The 17,891-nt window shown below is 68.2% G+C and carries 19 protein-coding genes; 13 read left to right on the plus strand and 6 right to left on the minus strand.

The window, feature by feature from the left end; all coding sequences use genetic code 11:
• Positions 1-28: 28 nt before the first annotated feature.
• Positions 29-685, minus strand: coding sequence for a carbon monoxide dehydrogenase subunit G (locus TSO352_RS09305; protein ID WP_109107055.1), 657 nt, complete (start codon positions 683-685; stop codon positions 29-31).
• Between the two features lie 172 nt (positions 686-857).
• Positions 858-1,544 (minus strand): TetR/AcrR family transcriptional regulator, encoded by a 687-nt coding sequence (locus tag TSO352_RS09310; RefSeq protein ID WP_109107056.1) that lies wholly within the window; start codon positions 1,542-1,544, stop codon positions 858-860.
• Between the two features lie 340 nt (positions 1,545-1,884).
• On the opposite strand from TSO352_RS09310, the gene TSO352_RS09315 reads away from it, so the two are divergent.
• Both TSO352_RS09315 and TSO352_RS09320 read left to right on the plus strand, forming a co-directional pair.
• Entirely contained in the window at positions 1,885-3,132 is a 1,248-nt protein-coding gene (locus tag TSO352_RS09315) for an MFS transporter (protein ID WP_109107057.1), read from the plus strand.
• A gap of 29 nt (positions 3,133-3,161) precedes the next feature.
• Entirely contained in the window at positions 3,162-3,461 is a 300-nt protein-coding gene (locus TSO352_RS09320; protein ID WP_109107058.1) for a DUF1330 domain-containing protein, read from the plus strand.
• Positions 3,462-3,515: 54 nt separating this feature from the next.
• Here TSO352_RS09320 and TSO352_RS09325 read toward each other — a convergent pair whose 3' ends face one another.
• Positions 3,516-4,463 carry a LysR family transcriptional regulator gene (locus tag TSO352_RS09325; protein ID WP_109107059.1) on the minus strand — a complete coding sequence of 316 codons (948 nt, stop codon included), beginning with the start codon at positions 4,461-4,463 and terminating at the stop codon, positions 3,516-3,518.
• Between the two features lie 89 nt (positions 4,464-4,552).
• Here TSO352_RS09325 and TSO352_RS09330 point away from each other — a divergent pair, with 89 nt between their 5' ends.
• The 5 genes from TSO352_RS09330 to TSO352_RS09350 all read left to right on the plus strand — a co-directional run bounded on the left by TSO352_RS09330 (position 4,553) and on the right by TSO352_RS09350 (position 10,303).
• Positions 4,553-5,569 carry an NADP-dependent oxidoreductase gene (locus TSO352_RS09330; RefSeq protein WP_109107060.1) on the plus strand — a complete coding sequence of 339 codons (1,017 nt, stop codon included), beginning with the start codon at positions 4,553-4,555 and terminating at the stop codon, positions 5,567-5,569.
• Positions 5,570-5,622: 53 nt separating this feature from the next.
• Positions 5,623-6,045 carry a hypothetical protein gene (locus tag TSO352_RS09335; RefSeq protein ID WP_109107061.1) on the plus strand — a complete coding sequence of 141 codons (423 nt, stop codon included), beginning with the start codon at positions 5,623-5,625 and terminating at the stop codon, positions 6,043-6,045.
• A gap of 265 nt (positions 6,046-6,310) precedes the next feature.
• Positions 6,311-6,919, plus strand: coding sequence for a hemerythrin domain-containing protein (locus TSO352_RS09340; protein ID WP_158284560.1), 609 nt, complete (start codon positions 6,311-6,313; stop codon positions 6,917-6,919).
• 120 nt (positions 6,920-7,039) lie between these two features.
• Entirely contained in the window at positions 7,040-8,023 is a 984-nt protein-coding gene (locus TSO352_RS09345) for a C4-dicarboxylate TRAP transporter substrate-binding protein (protein ID WP_109107063.1), read from the plus strand.
• A gap of 120 nt (positions 8,024-8,143) precedes the next feature.
• On the plus strand, positions 8,144-10,303 hold the full coding sequence (locus TSO352_RS09350) for a methyl-accepting chemotaxis protein (RefSeq protein ID WP_109107064.1): 2,160 nt from the start codon (positions 8,144-8,146) through the stop codon (positions 10,301-10,303).
• A gap of 90 nt (positions 10,304-10,393) precedes the next feature.
• Here the strand turns inward: TSO352_RS09350 and TSO352_RS09355 are convergent, their stop codons facing one another.
• Together TSO352_RS09355 and TSO352_RS09360 are read right to left on the minus strand one after the other, a co-directional pair.
• The gene (locus TSO352_RS09355; RefSeq protein WP_109107065.1) at positions 10,394-11,443 is read right to left on the minus strand and encodes an NAD(P)-dependent alcohol dehydrogenase; all 1,050 of its coding nucleotides are present in this window, start codon (positions 11,441-11,443) and stop codon (positions 10,394-10,396) included.
• A 32-nt stretch (positions 11,444-11,475) separates the two neighbouring features.
• Positions 11,476-11,871: a cupin domain-containing protein gene (locus tag TSO352_RS09360; RefSeq protein ID WP_109107066.1), complete on the minus strand. Its 396-nt coding sequence runs from the start codon at positions 11,869-11,871 to the stop codon at positions 11,476-11,478.
• 358 nt (positions 11,872-12,229) lie between these two features.
• Here TSO352_RS09360 and TSO352_RS09365 point away from each other — a divergent pair, with 358 nt between their 5' ends.
• A complete protein-coding gene (locus tag TSO352_RS09365; protein WP_109107067.1) occupies positions 12,230-12,706 on the plus strand; it encodes a VOC family protein in 477 nt (158 codons plus the stop codon).
• Positions 12,707-12,751: 45 nt separating this feature from the next.
• Here the strand turns inward: TSO352_RS09365 and TSO352_RS09370 are convergent, their stop codons facing one another.
• Complete coding sequence (locus tag TSO352_RS09370) at positions 12,752-13,447, minus strand: TetR/AcrR family transcriptional regulator (protein ID WP_109107068.1); 696 nt, start codon at positions 13,445-13,447, stop codon at positions 12,752-12,754.
• Positions 13,448-13,596: 149 nt separating this feature from the next.
• On the opposite strand from TSO352_RS09370, the gene TSO352_RS09375 reads away from it, so the two are divergent.
• Genes TSO352_RS09375 through TSO352_RS09395 form a run of 5 tightly spaced genes read left to right on the plus strand, consistent with a single transcriptional unit; the run spans position 13,597 to position 17,731 of the window.
• Positions 13,597-14,364: a glucose 1-dehydrogenase gene (locus tag TSO352_RS09375; protein ID WP_109107069.1), complete on the plus strand. Its 768-nt coding sequence runs from the start codon at positions 13,597-13,599 to the stop codon at positions 14,362-14,364.
• Between the two features lie 17 nt (positions 14,365-14,381).
• A complete protein-coding gene (locus TSO352_RS09380; RefSeq protein WP_109107070.1) occupies positions 14,382-15,578 on the plus strand; it encodes an acyl-CoA dehydrogenase family protein in 1,197 nt (398 codons plus the stop codon).
• The gene (locus TSO352_RS09385) at positions 15,575-16,624 is read left to right on the plus strand and encodes a phosphotransferase family protein (protein ID WP_109107071.1); all 1,050 of its coding nucleotides are present in this window, start codon (positions 15,575-15,577) and stop codon (positions 16,622-16,624) included. The genes TSO352_RS09380 and TSO352_RS09385 overlap by 4 nt, the downstream gene beginning before the upstream one ends.
• A 13-nt stretch (positions 16,625-16,637) precedes the next feature.
• On the plus strand, positions 16,638-17,021 hold the full coding sequence (locus TSO352_RS09390; protein ID WP_109107072.1) for a DUF6285 domain-containing protein: 384 nt from the start codon (positions 16,638-16,640) through the stop codon (positions 17,019-17,021).
• The gene (locus tag TSO352_RS09395; RefSeq protein WP_109107073.1) at positions 17,018-17,731 is read left to right on the plus strand and encodes a histidine phosphatase family protein; all 714 of its coding nucleotides are present in this window, start codon (positions 17,018-17,020) and stop codon (positions 17,729-17,731) included. The genes TSO352_RS09390 and TSO352_RS09395 overlap by 4 nt, the downstream gene beginning before the upstream one ends.
• The last annotated feature ends 160 nt before the right edge of the window (positions 17,732-17,891 follow it).

The raw sequence follows: 17,891 nt of genomic DNA on the forward strand, positions 1-17,891 counted from the left end.
CGATCGTTGAGGGCCCGATGGGGGCGTGTCAGAGGTGGAGGAGGTAGCCGATGGCGCCGCCCAGGACCGCGCCGGTGGCCAGCCAGAAGACGCGCTGCAACTCGCCGCCCCAGCCGCCGGCATGGACCGCCGTCGCAACGGCCGCCGCCGGCGGTCGCGGCGCCTCCGCCCAGGGGGCATCGGGCCGGGGGGCATCGGGCTGGGGTCCGGCACCAGCGGGCGCCTCGTCGGCGGTGGGCTCGGCCGGACGGCTGAGGCGGTCGTTGAAGGCGCGGAAGAAATCGTCGGCCATCTTGCGGGCCGAGGCATCGATCAGGCGCCCGCCGATCTGGCTCAGCTTGCCGCCGACGGCGGCCTCCGCGGCGTAGCGCAGCAGGGTGCCGTCCGGCGCGTCCTCCAGCGTCACCCGCGATTGGCCGCGCGCCATGCCGACCGCGCCGGCGCCGCCCTCGAACCGCAGGGTGCAGCCCACCGGCGCGTCGATCTCGCACATCTCCACCCGGCCGGAGAAGCGGGCGCGCAGCGGTCCGACCTTGGTCAGCACCCTGGCCTCGAACTCGGTGTCGCTGTGGCGGATGACGTCCTCGCAGCCCGGAATGCAGTGCTTCAGGATCCGCGGGTCGTTCAGCGACTCCCACACGCGCTGGCGCGGCGCGGCAATCCTCTGTTCGCCGGTGAGTTCCACTGGCTTCCTCCGTTCTTGTGGGGCGGGCCCCTTGCTTGCCGGTCAGTATTTACCAGTTGGTCAATATCGGTCAAGCTGTTTTCCAGATGGTCAATAAGCGACCGTGCGCCATGCCCTGCGGTCCGCCGGGGCGTTTGGGGAAGGTTAAGGGAAGGAGATCGAGGGGAGGCGGTCAGCCGGCCGGCTTGCCGGCCTCGCGCGGGAAGATCTCCCGGGCGGCGAGCATGAAGGCCCGCACCCGGTCGGTGACGACCTGGGGCAGATTCTCCGGGAATTTGTGCCCGTAGATCCAGTGGCGCACACCGATGTAGAAGATGCCGCCGTGCAGGCCCCAGATCAGTTCGGTCTCCGCCTCGGTCGGCTCGCGGTCGTCGTCGAGGCCGAGTTCGGCCCGGGCCTCGCCGATGATGGGGCGCAGCAGGCGTTCGCCCACCAGGGTCAGGTAGTGGTCGTTGATGTAGCCATCGGCCAGCGCGGAATGGATCAGGATGCGCACCCATTCCTTGGTCAGGATGGTGCGGGCGTAGTCGATGTAGACCCCCGTCAGCCGGGCCTCGAACGGTTCGCTGCGGTCCTTGACCCGATGCTCCCATTCCGGCTTCCAGCGGCCGAGATAGACCTCGGCGTAGACCCGTTCGATCAGCGCCTTCTTGCTGGGGAAATAGTGGAACACCAGCGGGTGGCTGACGCCGATCGTCGTGGCCAGTTCCCGCATCTGCCCGGTCAACCCGTGTTCGGAAAAGAACTGGATGGCGCCGTCGACGATCTGGCGTTCCCGCTCCTCCGTCGACAGGCGCTGGCGCCGGCGTGGGGCAACGGTCCGGGAGGCGTCGGCGGGAGGCTTGGAGGAGGGCGGCACGAGGGCCCGGCGCGGTTGTGGACGGAGGGTCCTGCTTTAGGGGATGGAGCGGTTGGCGTCAAACGCTACCTTCGGCCCTCGCTGCCCGTCTCTGGCCCGGCGGCGCAATCCGTTTGTTGGCCCACACATCGTTATTGACAGGCCGACGCTGGCGTCCCTACAATTTACCAAGTGGTCAAAAGCGGATTATCAATCATCCGCTTCCAATGCATGAACGTCAACCCACCGGCTGGTGGGAACCCCCGTCGATGGGGCCCCCGGGTCGTGGGCGCGCCGCATCGCGGGTCGGGTGAACTCTGCTCAAAAAACAAAAGCCGCTTCAGACACGGGAGGTCCGCACATGCATGCAAGCGCGAGTGGCAGCCAGCACCGCTGGAACGTCCTGATCATGACGTTCCTGGCCTATCTGTATGACAGCCTGGACTTGCAGATCCTGGCGATCTGCATGCCCGTCATCATCACATCCCTGAACATTTCGCTGACCGACGCGGGCCTGCTGGCCTCGGCCACCATGATCGGCACGGCGCTGGGCGGCATCCTGTTCGGCTGGATCGCCGAGAATTTCGGCCGCAAGAACGCGGCGGTGATCTCGCTGATCGAGTTCGGCGTGTTCACCCTGGCGGTCTACTGGTGCAGTTCCTGGGAACAGCTGATGGTCCTGCGCTTCCTGCAGGGGATCGGCATGGGGGGATTGTGGGGGCCCATCGTCGCCCTGATCGCCGACCACTGGGCGCCGAAATACCGGGCGCGCGCCGCCGGCTTCATGCTCAGCACCTTCGCGCTGGGCGGCATCCTGGCCTCGGTCATGGGCCGCTTTTTGCTGACCGAGGTCGGCTGGCGCATGCTCTTCGCCCTGACCGGCACCTCCATCGTCGTCGGCCTTCTGTTCTGGCTGGTGGTGCCGGCCGACGAGAAGCGCGCGGTCCGGCGGGACAAGCCGCGGGTCAGCCTGGGCCAGCTCTTCCAGCCCGGCGTTGCCAAGCTGACCATCGGCGCCACCATCGCCGCGGCCTGCCAGATGGGCGGCTTCTGGGGCGTCAGCGCGTGGATCCCGACCTATCTGGTGAAGGTCCGCGGCCTCAGCATCGAATACATGAGCGTGTTCAGCATCGTCATCTTCACCGGCGCGTTCCTCGGCTATTTTCTGTTCGCGGCCCTGGCCGACCGGATCGGCCGGCGCAAGGCGCTGATGCTGGCCTTTCTCGCCGACACGATCATCGTGCCGCTCTACGTGCTCATCCCCGACGGCGTCCTGCTGTTCTGGATCAGCCCGATCATGGGGCTCAGCTTCGGCGGCGTGTTCGGCCTGTTCGGCTCCTACTTCGCGGAGCTGTTCCCCCTGCACATCCGCGCCATGGGCAGCGGCTTTTCCTTCAACATCGGGCGCGGCATCGGCGCGGTGGTCACCCCGGTCACCATCGGGGCCATGGCCAAGACCTACGGCCTGGGTTTCGGCATCGGCGCCTGTTCCGTCATCTTCCTCATGGGAATGATCGTCCTGTTCTTCATGCCCGAGACGCTGGCCGGCAAGGCGTCGCAGCCGGCCCTGCTGGACAACGGAGCCCAGCCCAGCGCCGCCGAGGCGTGAGAATCCTGTCTTGAAGTGGGGGAAGCCGCATGCCCAAGACCTATTGGGTCGCCCAGGTCCAGGTTCACGATCCCGAGCGGTACGCGCTCTACGCCAAGGGGGCGGGAGACGCCTTCGCCAAGCACGGCGGCCGCCCTCTGGCCCGCGGCGGCAGGCTGCACTGGCTGGAAGGCAGCGAGCGGCCGCGCGGCGTCATCATCGAGTTCGATTCGATGGAGGCCGCCCAGGCTTGCTATCAGTCTCCCGAATACCAGGAGGCGCGGCGCCACCGCGAGACGGCGGCCGACTTTCACCTGGTGCTCGTCGAAGGCTTGGAAACGAACGGCTGACGCGGCGGTGGCAGGGGGCCCTGTCCGGCCCCCTCCGTCACCGGACGGGGGTTTTCAGCCGGATGTTCCGGTGGGCCCCGCCGGTGCCGTCATCCGTTCCTGGAAGACGTCCTGCAACAGGGCCAGGAAGGCGCGCACGGCGGGGTTGGCGCGGCGGCTTTCCGGCCACAGCGCCGTGATGTTGTGCCGCTCGACGGCGAATTCGGCAAGCACCGGGACCAGCTCGCCCCGCGCCACATAGGGGGCCGCGATGAAGGTCGCGCAGATGCCGATGCCGCCGCCGGCCGCCAGGGTCGCGACCAGCGCGTCGCTCACGTCGACGACGACGCCGGACGGAGGCACGATGTCGATCAGCCGGTCGCCAACGCGGAAGGGCCAGCGCAGCGTCTGGCCCGTGCTCTGGAAGCGGAGGGTGACGGTGTCATGCCCCTCCAGCTCGTCCGGGTGGGAGGGAACGCCGCGCGCCGCCAGATAGCCCGGCGATGCGAAGCAGCAGAGCCGGTGCGGCGCCAGCCGGCGCGACAGCAGGCGGGAGTCGGCGAGTTCGCCGATGCGCACCGCGACGTCGATCCTCTCCTCGATGATGTCGACCATGCGGTCGTTCAGGCGCAGATCGACCGTCACCTTGGGGTGGAGCTTGCGGAACGCCGGCAGCGCGGGCGCGATCACATGGACGCCGATCGGCAGCGGCGCCGCCACCCGCAACGTGCCGGACGGCTCCGCCCGCGCCGCCATCGCCGTCTGTTCGATCTCCTCGGCGTCGCGCAGCAGTCTGAGCGCCCGCTCATGCAGGTCGCGGCCCTCCGGCGTGAGCGTCAGCGAACGCGTCGTCCGGGTGAAGAGCGAAACCCCGAGATGCTGTTCGAGCCGCTGCACGCTCTTGCTGACGGCCGAGGGCGAGATCGACAGCGACCGGGCGGCGGCGGTGTAGCTGCCCAGCGATCCGGCACGCGCGAACGCGATCAGGCCGGTCAGCCGCTCCAGACCAATTTGTTCCTTCATGGCATGATTAAAGCGATGCCGGCGCCGATTATCAATTCGAAAGCGCGGATCATATAGCCGTCGAACACGGATGCCCCATGGAGAGTTCGATGAGCGATACGATGAAAGCGGTCCGGCTGCACACGTTCGGTGGTCCCGAGGTTCTGGTCTACGAAGATGCGCCCAAACCCGAGTTGCAGCCGGGCGACGTCCTCGTCCGCGTGCGCGCGGTCGGGCTCAATCCACCCGACTGGTACCTGCGCGACGGTTACCGGATGCTTCCCCCCGAATGGCGGCCGCAGGTGTCATTCCCCCTCATCCCGGGAACGGACGTGTCGGGCGTCGTCGCGGCGGTCGCCGGCGACGTCGGGACCGTCTCGGTCGGTGATGAGGTGTATGCGATGGTTCGCTTTCCGGCCGGCCTCGCGGGGGGCAGCCGGGCCTACGCCGAGTATGTCGGCGTGCCGGCGTCGGAGGTTGCGCGCAAGCCGGCCGGCATCGATCACCCGCACGCCGCCGCGGCGCCGATGTCGCTGCTCACCGCCTGGCAGTTCCTGATCGCGCTGGGGCACGACGAACCGAACCCGCTGCAGCCGAACCAGCACCGGCCGGTGCCGCTCGAGGGCAGGACCGTGCTGGTGAACGGCGCCGCCGGCGGCGCCGGGCACCTGGCGTTGCAGCTTGCCCGATGGCAGGGCGCGCGCGTCATCGCCGTTGCCTCCGGCCGGCACGAGGCGCTTCTGCGCGACCTCGGCGCCGACGAGGTCATCGATTACACCACAACCAGACCCGAGGATGTCGTGCGCGGGGTCGATCTCGTCATCGACGCCGTGGGCGGTCCGGCCACCGGCCGCTTCCTGAAGACGCTGAAGCGCGGCGGCGCCCTGTTCCCGATATTCCCGCTGGGCTTCGACGCCGCCGATGAGGCCAAGGAACTGGGCGTGACGGTTTCGGCGACGCAGGTCCGTTCGAACGGCGCGCAGTTGGCGGAGATCGGGCGGCTTCTCGACGACGGCACCATTCGCGTCGTCATCGACAGCCGCTTTCCGCTGGCCGAGGCCCGGAAGGCCCACGAGCGCGCCGCCGAAGGCCATGTCCAGGGCAAGATCGTCCTCACCGTCGATTGACCACGCCCGGTCAAGGGACCGTCCAGCCATTGACCCGCGAAAGGAGCAGGGGAATGACCACTCACGCGAAGCTGCGCCAAGGCACGACGGCGTGGTTCGAAATGGTCGGAACGATGATGACCGAGGCGGCAGCGCGGGCCAACCTTCCGGCCGACCTGAACGTCTCCCTGGTCGAGCGCTACACCGACGGGGTCGAACTGTTCAAGGATCTCATCCAGGGCATCCGCTTCGACATTGTCGGCGGCGAACCATCCTTTCGCATCGGCGCGCGACGGGATGAGCGGGCGGACGTCACGATCGAGGTGACGGCGGCGGCGGCGCGGACACTCAACGCGCTAGCCAGCGCCGACCCGAGCTATCAGACGGCGCGCGAGCGTTTCCTGGGCACCGGTGACCTGCGGGTGACCGGCGAAGTCGCGCGATTGGGTGACTGGCTGGAGACCGTGCACGATCCGATCGTCGATCGCACGGCTTAGCGCGCCCAAGGGGACCGGTCGTCCGCTTGCCCGGACATCGCGATCGTAACCCTGCTTGCGGCGCTTTGTTGCACAAATCGCCCGCAGGCGGAGCGACCGGACGGGGGCAAAGCATGGCCTTGGACGTGCACGGCGGCGGTGACCGCTTGGAAGGCCGTTGCCGTCATTCAACGTGCCGTTTTGTCGCATGCCTTGCGCACACATTTGCATTGCTCCCAAACGGACCGGGGGGCATCGTCGGCCAACACATATTCTAGTATGGCAGATGATGCTCGTGTCGCAGCTTCAGGGGATTGGCAGCGCTCAACATCACGGGGCAGCCGTTCTGGATGGCCGGGGTGTCGGCGGCGATGGCGCCAGCGCAACGGAAGCGTGCTCAAGCGGCGCCGGCTCCATCGAGACCAGCGTGCGTCATCCCACGCCGGCCGCCGACGGTGGCTGGCGACCGGGCGTTCAGCCCCTGCAATGGTCCCCGGCGCTTGCCACCGGAATACCCGACATCGACCTGGATCATTCGATCCTGGTGGCTCTGTTCAATGATCTTGGCCACGCGCTTCAATCCCAGGTGTCGGACCACTCCCAACGGACGATCGCAACCGACACCGCCCGCTTTCTCCGCCAGCACCTGAAGCGGGAAGAGGCTTTTCTGGCGCGTTACCAACACCCCCTCATCACGGAGCATCTGCAGCAACACGACCGGTGCGACGCAGCCATGATCGACCTGGAAGCCCACATGGCCCAGGGGTTGAAGATGACGGCTGTGGTTCACCTTCTGCACGACTGGATCGTGGAGCATATGATGGTCAGTGACCGAGAACTCTTCGGCATGTTGCAAGAACGCCCAAGTGATTTCGCCATTTTTACTGTTCCTTAATGGCAGTGCATAACTATGTCCTTCGTTTCTGTTTGTGCCAAAGGGTTTGGAAGGCTGGGAGTATTCGGCCAGGCGGGAAATCACAGCCCACCGCCAAACTGTTCCACCGTCGAGGTTTCCATGAACATTCTGTTAGCCCGCTCCAGCCTTCTGGCGTTGGCAGCGCTCTTTGCCGCCGGCGTGGGAAGCGCGCGGGCGGCGGACTACTCGCTCAGCATCAACACGGTGCTCACGCAGCAGGATCCGCTCTACAAGGGGCTTGAGCAGTTCAAGGCCAACGTCGAGAGCCGGACCCAGGGCAAGGTGAAGATCCGCCTCTTCCCGGCGTCCAAGCTCGGCAAGGACGAGGATCTGCTGGAGCAGGCCAGCCTCGGCGCCAACGTCGCCGTTGTGGTCGACGGTGGCCGCTTGTCCCTGGCCGTCAAGGAATTCGGCATCCTCGGCGCCCCTTACCTCGCGCAGGGGTACGAGGGCATGCGCAAGATCGTCACGTCCCCGCTGTTCGAGCAGTGGAACGACCGGCTGCGCCAGGACGCCGGCTATCAGATTCTCTCCTTCAACTGGTGGCAGGGCGAGCGCCACCTGCTGACAAACAAGCCGGTCCGCTCGCCGGCCGATCTCGCCGGCATCCGCATGCGCACACCCGGCGCCCCGGTCTGGATGGAGACCGTCCGGGCGATGGGGGCGACCCCGACGCCGATGGCGTGGCCCGATGTCTACGCCGCCATGCAGCAGCAGGTCATCGACGGCGTGGAGGCGCAGCACACCGCCAGCTACGGCGCCCGCCTGCACGAGGTTGCAAAGGTCGTTACCAAGACGGGCCACATCAACCTGATCACCGGCCTCGTCACCAGCGCCATCTGGTTCGACAAGTTGCCGCCCGACTATCAGGCCATCCTGCGCGAGGAGGCGCTGAAAGGCGGGGACACCGCGTCGCGTGCGACGGGGGCGGTCCTGGCCAAGATCGAGGAGCAGATGCGGGACAAGGGCCAGCGGATCGACGAGATCGATGTGGCTCCGTTCCGGGAGGCCACCGGGGCCGTCTACACGACGCTCGGCTACGCCGATCTCCGCAAGCGGATCGAGCAGATCGTCAAGGAGTGACCGGTCGATAGCCGGACACCCGGGCGGAGCCCAAGGCCCCGGCCGCCCGCCTTCACCCGCCCGCCTTCGCCAGTTCGCCCGGGGTTCGACAGCTCCGCGGCCATTCAACAGGTGTTTCCCATGATTGCTACCGCCAACGCTTCAACCACTCGCCGCCCATGGTTCAAGAGTGTGCAAGGCCGCCTGCAGGCGTCGATCGCGGCCGTGGCGTGCTGCACGCTTCTGGGCGTCGCGGTCGCGCTGGTCGGCTACGCGGACATCGGGAGGACGCTGGAAGAGATCACGACACAGGACGTCCCGTCCGCGCTGAGCGCCCTGAAGATGTCGCAGCACGCCGGGCGCATCGCCGCGCTGGCTCCGTCCTTCAGCACCGTCGAAACCCTGGCGGAAAAGGACGCGTTGTCAGCCGGGCTCGCCGAGGAGCGGCGTGAGTTCGAAGGCGTGCTGCGTGAACTGGAGAGGTTGAAGACGCAGGGCAGCGACCTTGAACGGGTGCAGGCTGCGGCGAAGGATCTGCTGACGAACGTCGACCTGCTCGATCGGGCGGCGGCCAAGCGCATCACGCTGGGAAACCGCGGCCGCGAGCTGCTGACCCGGGCGGTGACCGAGATCGGCTTGCTTGGCGATGGGATTTCTCCGTCGAAGGCGTTGTTCAGCAACGAATGGAGTGCCGCGCGCGAGAAGATGCTCGACGAGAAGGCTTCGGCGGCGGAGCGGCTGACGGCGACCGTGGCCTTCGCCAAGGCGGATGAGCTTCTGCGACCGGTCCGCCAGATGGAATCCATCCTGGCGAACCTCCGCAACCTGCTGACCGAGTCCCTCGCCACCACGGACGAGGACCGGCTTCTGGTCATCGAAGGCCAGTCCGAGCCGCTGGTCATCGTCTTCGGCGCCCGTGCATCGGCTCTGCCCGAAAAAGCGAAGGAGGCGCTCGCCAAACCGCTGAAGAGCCTGACCGACGCCGTGTCCGGCCGCGACAACCTGCTCGAAACCCGCACGGCGGCGGTCGACACCCTGAAGGCATCGCAGGACCTCGTAACACACAACCGCCGCCTCGCCGAACAGCTCTCGCGTGACGTCAAGGCTCTTGTTCAGCACGAGGAGGAGGCTATCGCCACGTCGATGCTGGAAACCGATCAGGTTCTCGGCCGTGGTCGCGTCACCATGGTCTCGGTCGGCGGCGTGTGCGTGCTTTTGACGGTTCTCATCGTCGCCATCTTCGTCCGGCGTCTCATCATCCGGCGCCTGAACGTCCTTGAGAGCGCCATGGTGGGCATCGCCGCCGGCGACCTGGAGGTCGAGGTCCCGACTGGCGGCGCCGATGAAATCACCGCGATGGCCGAGGCCGTGCAGGTCTTCAAGGAAAACGCCAAGGACAAGCGCCGGCTGGAGGACGAACGCGTGGTGGCGGCCCGCGATGCCGAGATCGAGCGTCGACGCGTTCTGGAGGACATGGCGAGGTCGTTCGAAGCGTCGCTCGGAGACGTCGTCTGCCGCATCACCGCCGCGGCGTCGGACATGGAACGCAATGCCCAGACCATGGCCCAGGGTGCCGACGAGACCGACCGTCTGGCGACCGAGGTGTCCGCCATCACGCAGCAGACCAGCGCCAACGTGGAGACCGTGGCCGCCGCGTCGGAGGAATTGACAAGCTCCATCGATGAAATCGGCCGGCAGGTGGGCGATTCGACCAGCATTGCCGCCGAGGCGACCGAGATGGCCAACAAGGCGAACAACCAGATTGGTGGGCTCGCGGATGCCGTCCAGAGAATTGGCGCGGTCGTCGATCTCATCCACCAGATCGCCTCGCAGACCAACCTCCTGGCGCTCAACGCGACGATCGAGGCGGCGCGCGCCGGTGAAGCCGGAAAGGGCTTTGCCGTCGTCGCCAGCGAGGTCAAGGCACTCGCCGTGCAGACGGCGAAAGCCACCGACGAGATCGCCGGGCAGGTTTCCGCCATTCAGACGGCGACGAACAGCGCGGTCGACGAGATCCGTACGGTCGGCGACGTCATCGACCGGGTCCGCGCGATCGGCACCGTCATCGCGGCCGCCGTGGAAGAGCAGGGGGCCGCGACGAAAGAGATCTCCCGCAACGTCCACCAGGCGGCGTCCGGCACCATGGAAGTGGCGAAGAACATTTCCGAGGTCCATGACGCGGCCGGTCGTGGTGGAAGAACGTCGCGGGCGCTGCTGGACAACGCCCAGGCCCTGTCTGCCCACGCCGGGTCCCTCAGTGCGGAAGCGGCCGAATTTCTTCTGAAGCTGCGGTCGAACTGAGGGAGGCGACGCCGGTTCCGGTGCACGGGGGCGTCACGATCGCCGGCCCCCGCCTGCAGTCCGCACCAGTCCGGACCGCAGGCGGGGAAATCAGGCCGACAGCGAGGCGTTGTCGATCACGAAGCGGTACTTCACGTCGCCCTTCAGCATCCGTTCGTAAGCGGTGTTGATCTCGTCGGCCCGGATCAGCTCGATGTCCGCGGTGATGCCGCGTTCGGCGCAGAAGTCCAGCATCTCCTGCGTTTCGGGGATGCCGCCGATCATCGAGCCGGCGATCGACCGCCGCCTGGTGATCAGGTTGAACACGTCGGGCGAGGGATGCGGCGTGGCCGGCGCCCCGACCAGCGTCATCGTCCCGTCGCGCTTCAGCAGCACCAGCAGGGCGTCCAGGTCGTGCGGGGCGGCCACGGTGTTCAGGATCAGGTCGAAGCTCTTGGCGTGGGCCGCCATCTCGTCGGTGTTGCGCGAGACCACGACCTCGTCCGCGCCCAGCGCCCTGGCATCCTTCCGCTTCGATTCGGAGGTGGTGAAGGCCACCACATGGGCGCCCATCGCGTGGGCCAGCTTGATCCCCATATGGCCGAGGCCGCCGATCCCGACGACGCCGACCTTCTTGCCCGGCCCCGCCTGCCAGTGGCGCAGCGGCGAATAGGTGGTGATGCCGGCGCACAGCAGCGGCGCCACCGCGGCGAGCTGCCCCTCGGGATGATTGATGCGCAGCGCATAGCGCTCGTGCACGACGATCCGCTGCGAATAGCCGCCCAGCGTATGGCCCGGCGCATCCGGCGTCGGGAAATTGTAGGTGCCGATCATGCCGTCGCAGTAGTTCTCGAGCCCCTCGCCGCAGTCGTCGCACTGCCGGCAGCTGTCGACGATGCAGCCGACCCCCACCAGATCGCCCTCGCGGAAGCGTTTCACATGCCCGCCGACCGCCGAGACGCGGCCGACGATCTCGTGCCCCGGAACGCAGGGCCACAGCGTGCCCGCCCATTCCGCCCGCACCTGATGCAGGTCGGAATGGCAGACGCCGCAATAGGCGATCTCGATCTGGACGTCATGCGGGCCGGGGGCCCGGCGGGTGATGCCGATCGGCTCCAGCGGCTTGTCGGCGGCATGGGCGCCGTAGGCTTTCACGACCATGGGGAAACTCCTTTTTTCTCGTTCACACGGCGTCACGCGCCGTATTGCTCGTCCGTCACCTTCTCCATCCAGTCGACGGCCTTGCCGTCCAACTGCTCCTGGATGGCGATGTGCGTCATGGCGGTGGTGGGCGAGGCGCCGTGCCAGTGCCTCTCGCCCGGAGCGAACCAGACCACGTCGCCGGGACGGATCTCCTCGATCGGGCCGCCCTCGCGCTGGACCCGGCCGCAGCCGGCGGTGACGATCAGCGTCTGTCCCAGCGGATGGGTGTGCCACGCGGTGCGGGCACCGGGCTCGAAGGTGACGCTGGCGCTCGTTGCCCGCGCCGGGGCGTTCGCCTGGAAGAGCGGGTCGATGCGGACCGTGCCGGTGAACCAGTCGGCCGGTCCCCTGACGGATGGCTGCGAGCCGACGCGCGTGATGTCCATGGTTTCGATCCTCCGGTCAATGCCCGCCCGGGGGGCGGCTGTGGAGAAGGACACTAAGGGATGCGCCGTCCGGCGATTAGTCCCCGGAAGGCGCATGGAGCTATCGATGGGGCTCATGAATTCGGTGGTCGAATTGCCGTGCATCAATTGCCGTGCATCGCAGCCATGGCGCCATCCGGCCGGCCGGTCCCCGAAGGCGCCGCACGGATCGCCGATCAGCCATTTGGGTTCGTGTGATCGACCAGTTGGCGCGAGCGCGTTTCAACGTCGTGGTGTAGCATCGGGGCTGACGGCGGACCGCGGTCCGCGTGCGGAGGAAACCCGGGCCGGAACCGGCTCGCCAGCGAAAGCACAGGCAATGGCAAGCGCGAAGAACACGATCTGCCTTTGGTACGACAAGGATGCCGAGGCTGCAGCCCGCTTCTACGCCGAGACGTTTCCCGACAGTTCGGTGGGCGCCATTTGCCGGGCTCCCGGCGACCACCCGTCCGGCAAGGCCGGCGAGGTGCTGACCGTCGAGTTCACCGTCGCCGGCATTCCCTGCCTCGGTCTCAATGGCGGCCCGACGTTCAAGCACAACGAAGCCTTCTCGTTCCAGATCGCCACCGACGATCAGGACGAGACCGACCGCTATTGGAACGCGATCGTCGGCAACGGCGGCCAGGAAAGCGCCTGCGGCTGGTGCAAGGACAAATGGGGCATCTCCTGGCAGATCACGCCGCGGGTGCTGACCGAAGCGCTGGCGGTCGGTGGCGATGAGGCCAAGCGTGCCTTCCAAGCGATGATGGGCATGAAGAAGATCGACGTCGCCGCCATCGAGGCGGCGCGGCGCTAACGGCAAGGTGAGCAAGCGGGTTCTGCGCGATCGGGTGTCCGCCGCCTAGGCCCGCCGCAGCCCCACCGCCGCCTCGACGAAGGCGATCAACTGCTCGGCGTACAGATCCGGCGTGATGCCGCGGCGGCGGTGCTTGGCGCGCTTCACGTACCAGTCCTGCAGCATCGGCTTGATCAGCGCCGCCGCCATCGTCACGTCGGGCACCGCGCACAGGCCGCGGGCGACGCCGTCGGCCAGGGCGTTGGCGATCATGCCCTCCGTCATCATCTCGCTGCTGACGGCAAGGTCGCGCCCGTCCTTGGGGAAGGCCTTCGCCTCCATATAGGCGAAGACGAACCAGGGATGCATGGTCTCGGTCAGGAACAGGTGGGTGCGCAGCAGCCAGCGCAGCCGGGCGGCCGGGTCGTTGGCCAGCCCGTCCGGCGGATGGCCCAGCACCTCCTCCACCACGCCGACGACCTGTCCCAGGATCATCATCAGCAGCGTGTCCTTGCTGTCGAAATAGGCGTAGAGCGCCCCCATGCTCAGCCCCGACTGTTCGGTCAGGTCGCGCAGGCTGGTCGAATGGAAGCCTTTGCGGTTCGCCAGCATCAGCGTGGTTTCGACGATGCGCGCGAGGTTGGCGATGGCGACCGCCGGCTTCTTCACCCGGATGGTCGCGGCATGCCGCTCCAGGATGCGGGCGCACAGCGCCTCCATCGACAGATCGTGCCGCGCCTGGAAGTCCCGCAAGCTGCTCATGCCGGCTGCCCTATCGTTTGCAACGCTGATCGTTCTTGCGCATCATCAGCGGCAGAGATATAAAGCGAGCGCTCGCTCGATTTTTCAAGAGGGCTGTTCGGGGCCGTGCCCCGTCGCCTCGCCAAACGATCCCGGCCATGGGAGGAAGCATGAGCGTCACCATCGACCTGACCGGCAAGACGGCGCTGGTCACCGGCGCCTCCAGCGGCCTTGGCCGCCATTTCGCCGGTGTCCTGGCGAAGGCGGGTGCCCGTGTGGCGCTGGCCGCGCGGCGGACCGACGCGCTGGCCGAAACCCGAGCCGCCATCGAAGCGGAGGGTGGCAGCGCCGTCGTCGTCGCCATGGACGTCACCGACCCCGCTTCCGTCACCGCCGCGGTGGGGGAGGCCTGGGGGGCGCTGGGCCGCATCGACATCCTCGTCAACAATGCCGGCGTCACCGCGACGCGCCCCTTCCTCGACATGAGCGAGGAGGAATGGGACCGGGTGGTCGACACCAACCTGACCGGCTGTGCCCGTGTGGCGCGCGCGGTGGCGCAGCGCATGCGCGATGACCGGCAGGGTGGCGCCATCGTCAACATCGCCTCGATCCTCGGCCTGCGGGTGGCGGGACAGGTGTCGTCCTACATCGCCGCCAAGGGCGGGCTGGTGCATCTGACCAAGGCGATGGCGCTGGAACTGGCTCGCCACAACATCCGCGTCAACGCGCTCTGCCCCGGCTATGTCGAGACCGAACTGAACGCCGACTTCTTCGCCAGCGACGCCGGCAAGGCGCTGCTCAAGCGCATCCCGCAGCGCCGGCTCGGCCGGCTGGCCGATCTGGACGGCCCGCTGCTTCTGCTGGCGTCCGATGCCGGCGCCTACATGACCGGATCGGTGCTGGCCGTCGACGGCGGCCATCTGGTCTCCTCCCTCTAAACGAACGGAACGGTTCCATGGACTTCACCCTTCCCCCGGAGCTGGACGACGTCCGTCGCCGCGTCCGCGCCTTCGTCGAGGACGAGATCCTCCCCGTCGAGGCCGACCGCGCCAACTGGGACGAGCACGAGAACATCGCCGAGGCGCCGCTGGAGGCCCTGCGCGCCAAGGTGAAGGCGGCTGGCCTGTGGACCCTGCAACTGCCGAAGGAGGTCGGCGGCCAGGGCCTGCCGATGGTCGGCGTCGCCGCCTGCTACGAGGAGATGAACCGCTCCATCTTCGGCCCGGTCTGCTTCAACGCCGCCGCCCCCGACGACGGCAACATGCGGCTCTTGAGCATGGTCGGCACCCCGGCGCAGAAGGAACGCTGGCTCGCCCCGATCGTGGCAGGGCGGGTGCGCAGCGCCTTCGCCATGACCGAGCCGCATCCGGGCGGCGGCTCCGACCCGTCGATGATGAAGACGCGGGCGGAGCGCAAGGGCGACCGCTGGGTCGTCACCGGCCGCAAGTGGTTCATCACCGGGGCCGACGCCGCGCAGCACTTCATCCTGATGGCGCGCACGTCGGACGATCCGCGCAAGGGGCTGACCGCTTTCCTGTTCGACAAGGACCAGCCCGGCTGGCGCATCGAGCGCCGCATCCCGATCATGGGGCCGGAGGAGCATGGCGGCCACTGCGAACTGGTCTTCGACGGGTTGGAGATCCCGGACGAGAATGTGTTGATGAAGGTCGGCGACGGGCTGAAGGCGACGCAGATCCGGCTGGGTCCGGCGCGGCTGACCCATTGCATGCGCTGGACCGGCCTTGCCAAGCGCTGCCTGGAGATCGCCGCGGCCTACGTCAAGGAGCGCGAGAGCTTCGGCATGCCGCTGGCCGAGCATGAGGGCGTGCAGTGGATGCTGGGCGAGACGGCGATGCAGATCGAGATCGGCCGGCTGCTGACCATGAAGGCGGCGCACGCGCTGGACAGCGGCAGCTTCGCCCGCAAGGAGGTGTCGATGGCCAAGGTTCAGGTCGCCGACACGCTGTTCAAGGCGGTCGACACGGCGATCCAGCTCTGCGGCGCGCGTGGTTATTCCAAGGACACGGTGCTGGAGTGGATCTACCGCTACGCCCGGCAGGCCAAGCTGGTCGACGGCGCGTCGGAGGTGCACAAGATGGTGCTGAGCCGCAGTTACCTCGCCGAGGGTGACGATTTCTGGGGCTGGCGGTGAGCGGCGGCGAGCCCGGCCTCGATCCTGCGCGGACAGCGGCGCTGCAATCCTGGCTGGCCGGGCAGGCCGGGGCGCGGGCGGTCACCGTCATCGACGAAGGGCGGCTCAGCGGCGGCGCCATCTCGCTCAACCTCGCGGTGACGCTGGAGATCGACGGCGGTCCGCTGTCCGGCCGCCACGCCTGCGTGCTGCGCACCGGTTCGGCCTCCGGCGTGTCGGCCAGCCTGGGCAAGGCGGAGGAGGCCGCGGTCCTGCGCGCCGTCTTCGCCGCCGGTGCCACCGTGCCGGAGCCGCTGTTCGTCGGCGCCGATGCGGCGATGCTGGGGGCGCCCTTCTACATCATGCGGCGGGCATCGGGCGTCGCCGCCGGCCATCGCATGGTCAAGAGCGACGAGCCGCGGCGCGATCTGGCCCGCGACCTCGGCCGGCAGCTTGGCCTGATCCATCGGGTGCGGCCGGGCCGGACGGGGGCGGAGGCCGGACTGGAGTTCCTGGCGCTGCCCGAACCGACGGCGGCCTTGCAGGCGGCGGCCGATTTCCGCCGCTGGGCCGGGCGCTACGCCGCCAGCGATCCGGTGCTGGCCTATGGCCTGCGCTGGCTGGAGCGGAACGCGCCGCCGGCCGGCGACCTCGTGCTGTGCCATCGCGACTACCGCACCGGCAACTACATGGTCGATGAGGACCGGTTGACCGCGATCATCGATTGGGAGTTCGCCGGCTGGTCCGACCCGATGGAGGATCTGGGCTGGTTCTGCGCCGCCTGCTGGCGCTTCGGCCGCAACGACCGCGAGGCCGGCGGCATCGCCGACCGTGCCGACCTCTACGCCGGCTATGAGGAAACCGCCGGACGCAAGGTGGACCCGGCCGCCGTCGCCTATTGGGAGGCCGCGGCCTGCATGCGCTGGGCGGTCATCGCCATCCAGCAGGCGGAGCGCCACATCTCCGGCACCGAGCCGTCGCTGGAGCTGGCGCTGACCGGCCGCATGCTGCCGGAGATCGAAATGGACCTCCTGCGTCACCTCGACGGCGTCGGGGCGTCCCCATGAGCGGAGATCGAGCATGATCAACGACGATCCCGGCGCCCGCGATCTGGTCGCCATCGCGCTCCGCAGCTTTCGCGAGGCGATCCTGCCGGTGGTGCCGGCCGACCAGCGCTTCACCGCGCTGATGATCGCCAACGCGCTGGGAATGGCCGAACGGGAGCTGACGGCCGGCGCCACGGCCGAGCCGGCCCTGGCCACCGCCGTCGGCGGCCTGCTGGGCGAGGATGGCGATCTTCCGGATTTGCTGCCGAGGCTCTGCGCCGCCATCGACGCCGGACGCTTCGACGCGCCCGACCGGCAGGCGGCCTTGCGGGCGGTGCTGAAGGACATCACGCGGGCAAGGCTGGCGGTGAGCAATCCAAAGCGTCTGGTCGCCGAAGGGACGGGGGCCGGCCAATGAACCTGTTTCCACCCCTGGAAGGAACGGCCGCGCGCCGCCGCCTCTACCTGCTGCGCCATGGCCATGTCGCTTATTACGACGCCGCCGGCAAGCCGCTGAACCCGAAGCTGGCCGCCCTGACCGACCGCGGGCGGGAGGAGGCGCAGGCGGCGGGCGCCCTGCTGGCCGGGGTGCCGCTTGACCGGGTGCTGTGTTCCGGCCTTGCCCGCACGCGGCAGACGGCCGAAGCGGTTGCCGCACCGCATGGCCTGATGGTGGAGGACCACCCCGACTTTCTGGAAATCCGCGCCGGCCGCCTGTCGGAAGTGCCGAAGGAACGCCGTGAAGCCGCTTATGTCTACGGCTTCGAAACCGCGACCGAGGATGGGCGGTTCGCCGGCGGCGACGGTTTCGCCGCCGTGCGCGACCGCGTGGTGTCGGCCGTCGAGGCGCTGGTGCGGCAACCGGGCTGGACCCATCTGGCGCTGGTCGCTCATGACGGGGTGAACCGCATGCTGCTGTCCTGGGCCTGCGGCGCCGGCCTGTCGGCCTTGGCGGCGTTCGAGCAGGATTACGGCGGCATCAACATCATCGACGTCGACGTAATGGACGACCGGGTGGTGCGCCGCCTGATCCGCGCGGTGAACCTGACGCCCGGCAATCCGGTGAAGCTCGGCCGGCACCGCAGCAGCCTGGAGGAGGCCTTCGGTCCCCTGCTGGAGCTGGATTGACGGCCCGCCAGCGTCGATCGAATGGGATCCGCTGTCTCAGGCGGTGCCGTTCAGCGTGTGATGGCCGGATCCCTCGCGACCGCGGCGCAGGATCTCGGCCTGCGCTTCGGCCGGCGGTGCATGGCGATCAACGCCGTGGTGAAGGGGATGGGGGTGTGCC

The sequence above is a fragment of the Azospirillum sp. TSO35-2 genome, assembly GCF_003116095.1.
GTDB lineage: Bacteria > Pseudomonadota > Alphaproteobacteria > Azospirillales > Azospirillaceae > Azospirillum.

What these genes read in the sequence shown, in the direction of transcription:
- TSO352_RS09360 (WP_109107066.1), bottom strand. Translation starts at nt 11,871, where the DNA reads ATGGACATCACGCGCGTCGGCTCGCAGCCATCCGTCAGGGGACCGGCC.
- TSO352_RS09330 (WP_109107060.1), top strand. Translation starts at nt 4,553, where the DNA reads ATGAGCGATACGATGAAAGCGGTCCGGCTGCACACGTTCGGTGGTCCC.
- TSO352_RS09355 (WP_109107065.1), bottom strand. Translation starts at nt 11,443, where the DNA reads ATGGTCGTGAAAGCCTACGGCGCCCATGCCGCCGACAAGCCGCTGGAG.
- TSO352_RS09370 (WP_109107068.1), bottom strand. Translation starts at nt 13,447, where the DNA reads ATGAGCAGCTTGCGGGACTTCCAGGCGCGGCACGATCTGTCGATGGAG.
- TSO352_RS09375 (WP_109107069.1), top strand. Translation starts at nt 13,597, where the DNA reads ATGAGCGTCACCATCGACCTGACCGGCAAGACGGCGCTGGTCACCGGC.
- TSO352_RS09340 (WP_158284560.1), top strand. Translation starts at nt 6,311, where the DNA reads ATGATGCTCGTGTCGCAGCTTCAGGGGATTGGCAGCGCTCAACATCAC.
- TSO352_RS09320 (WP_109107058.1), top strand. Translation starts at nt 3,162, where the DNA reads ATGCCCAAGACCTATTGGGTCGCCCAGGTCCAGGTTCACGATCCCGAG.
- TSO352_RS09345 (WP_109107063.1), top strand. Translation starts at nt 7,040, where the DNA reads ATGAACATTCTGTTAGCCCGCTCCAGCCTTCTGGCGTTGGCAGCGCTC.
- TSO352_RS09350 (WP_109107064.1), top strand. Translation starts at nt 8,144, where the DNA reads ATGATTGCTACCGCCAACGCTTCAACCACTCGCCGCCCATGGTTCAAG.
- TSO352_RS09335 (WP_109107061.1), top strand. Translation starts at nt 5,623, where the DNA reads ATGACCACTCACGCGAAGCTGCGCCAAGGCACGACGGCGTGGTTCGAA.
- TSO352_RS09365 (WP_109107067.1), top strand. Translation starts at nt 12,230, where the DNA reads ATGGCAAGCGCGAAGAACACGATCTGCCTTTGGTACGACAAGGATGCC.
- TSO352_RS09315 (WP_109107057.1), top strand. Translation starts at nt 1,885, where the DNA reads ATGCATGCAAGCGCGAGTGGCAGCCAGCACCGCTGGAACGTCCTGATC.
- TSO352_RS09390 (WP_109107072.1), top strand. Translation starts at nt 16,638, where the DNA reads ATGATCAACGACGATCCCGGCGCCCGCGATCTGGTCGCCATCGCGCTC.
- TSO352_RS09380 (WP_109107070.1), top strand. Translation starts at nt 14,382, where the DNA reads ATGGACTTCACCCTTCCCCCGGAGCTGGACGACGTCCGTCGCCGCGTC.
- TSO352_RS09325 (WP_109107059.1), bottom strand. Translation starts at nt 4,463, where the DNA reads ATGAAGGAACAAATTGGTCTGGAGCGGCTGACCGGCCTGATCGCGTTC.
- TSO352_RS09395 (WP_109107073.1), top strand. Translation starts at nt 17,018, where the DNA reads ATGAACCTGTTTCCACCCCTGGAAGGAACGGCCGCGCGCCGCCGCCTC.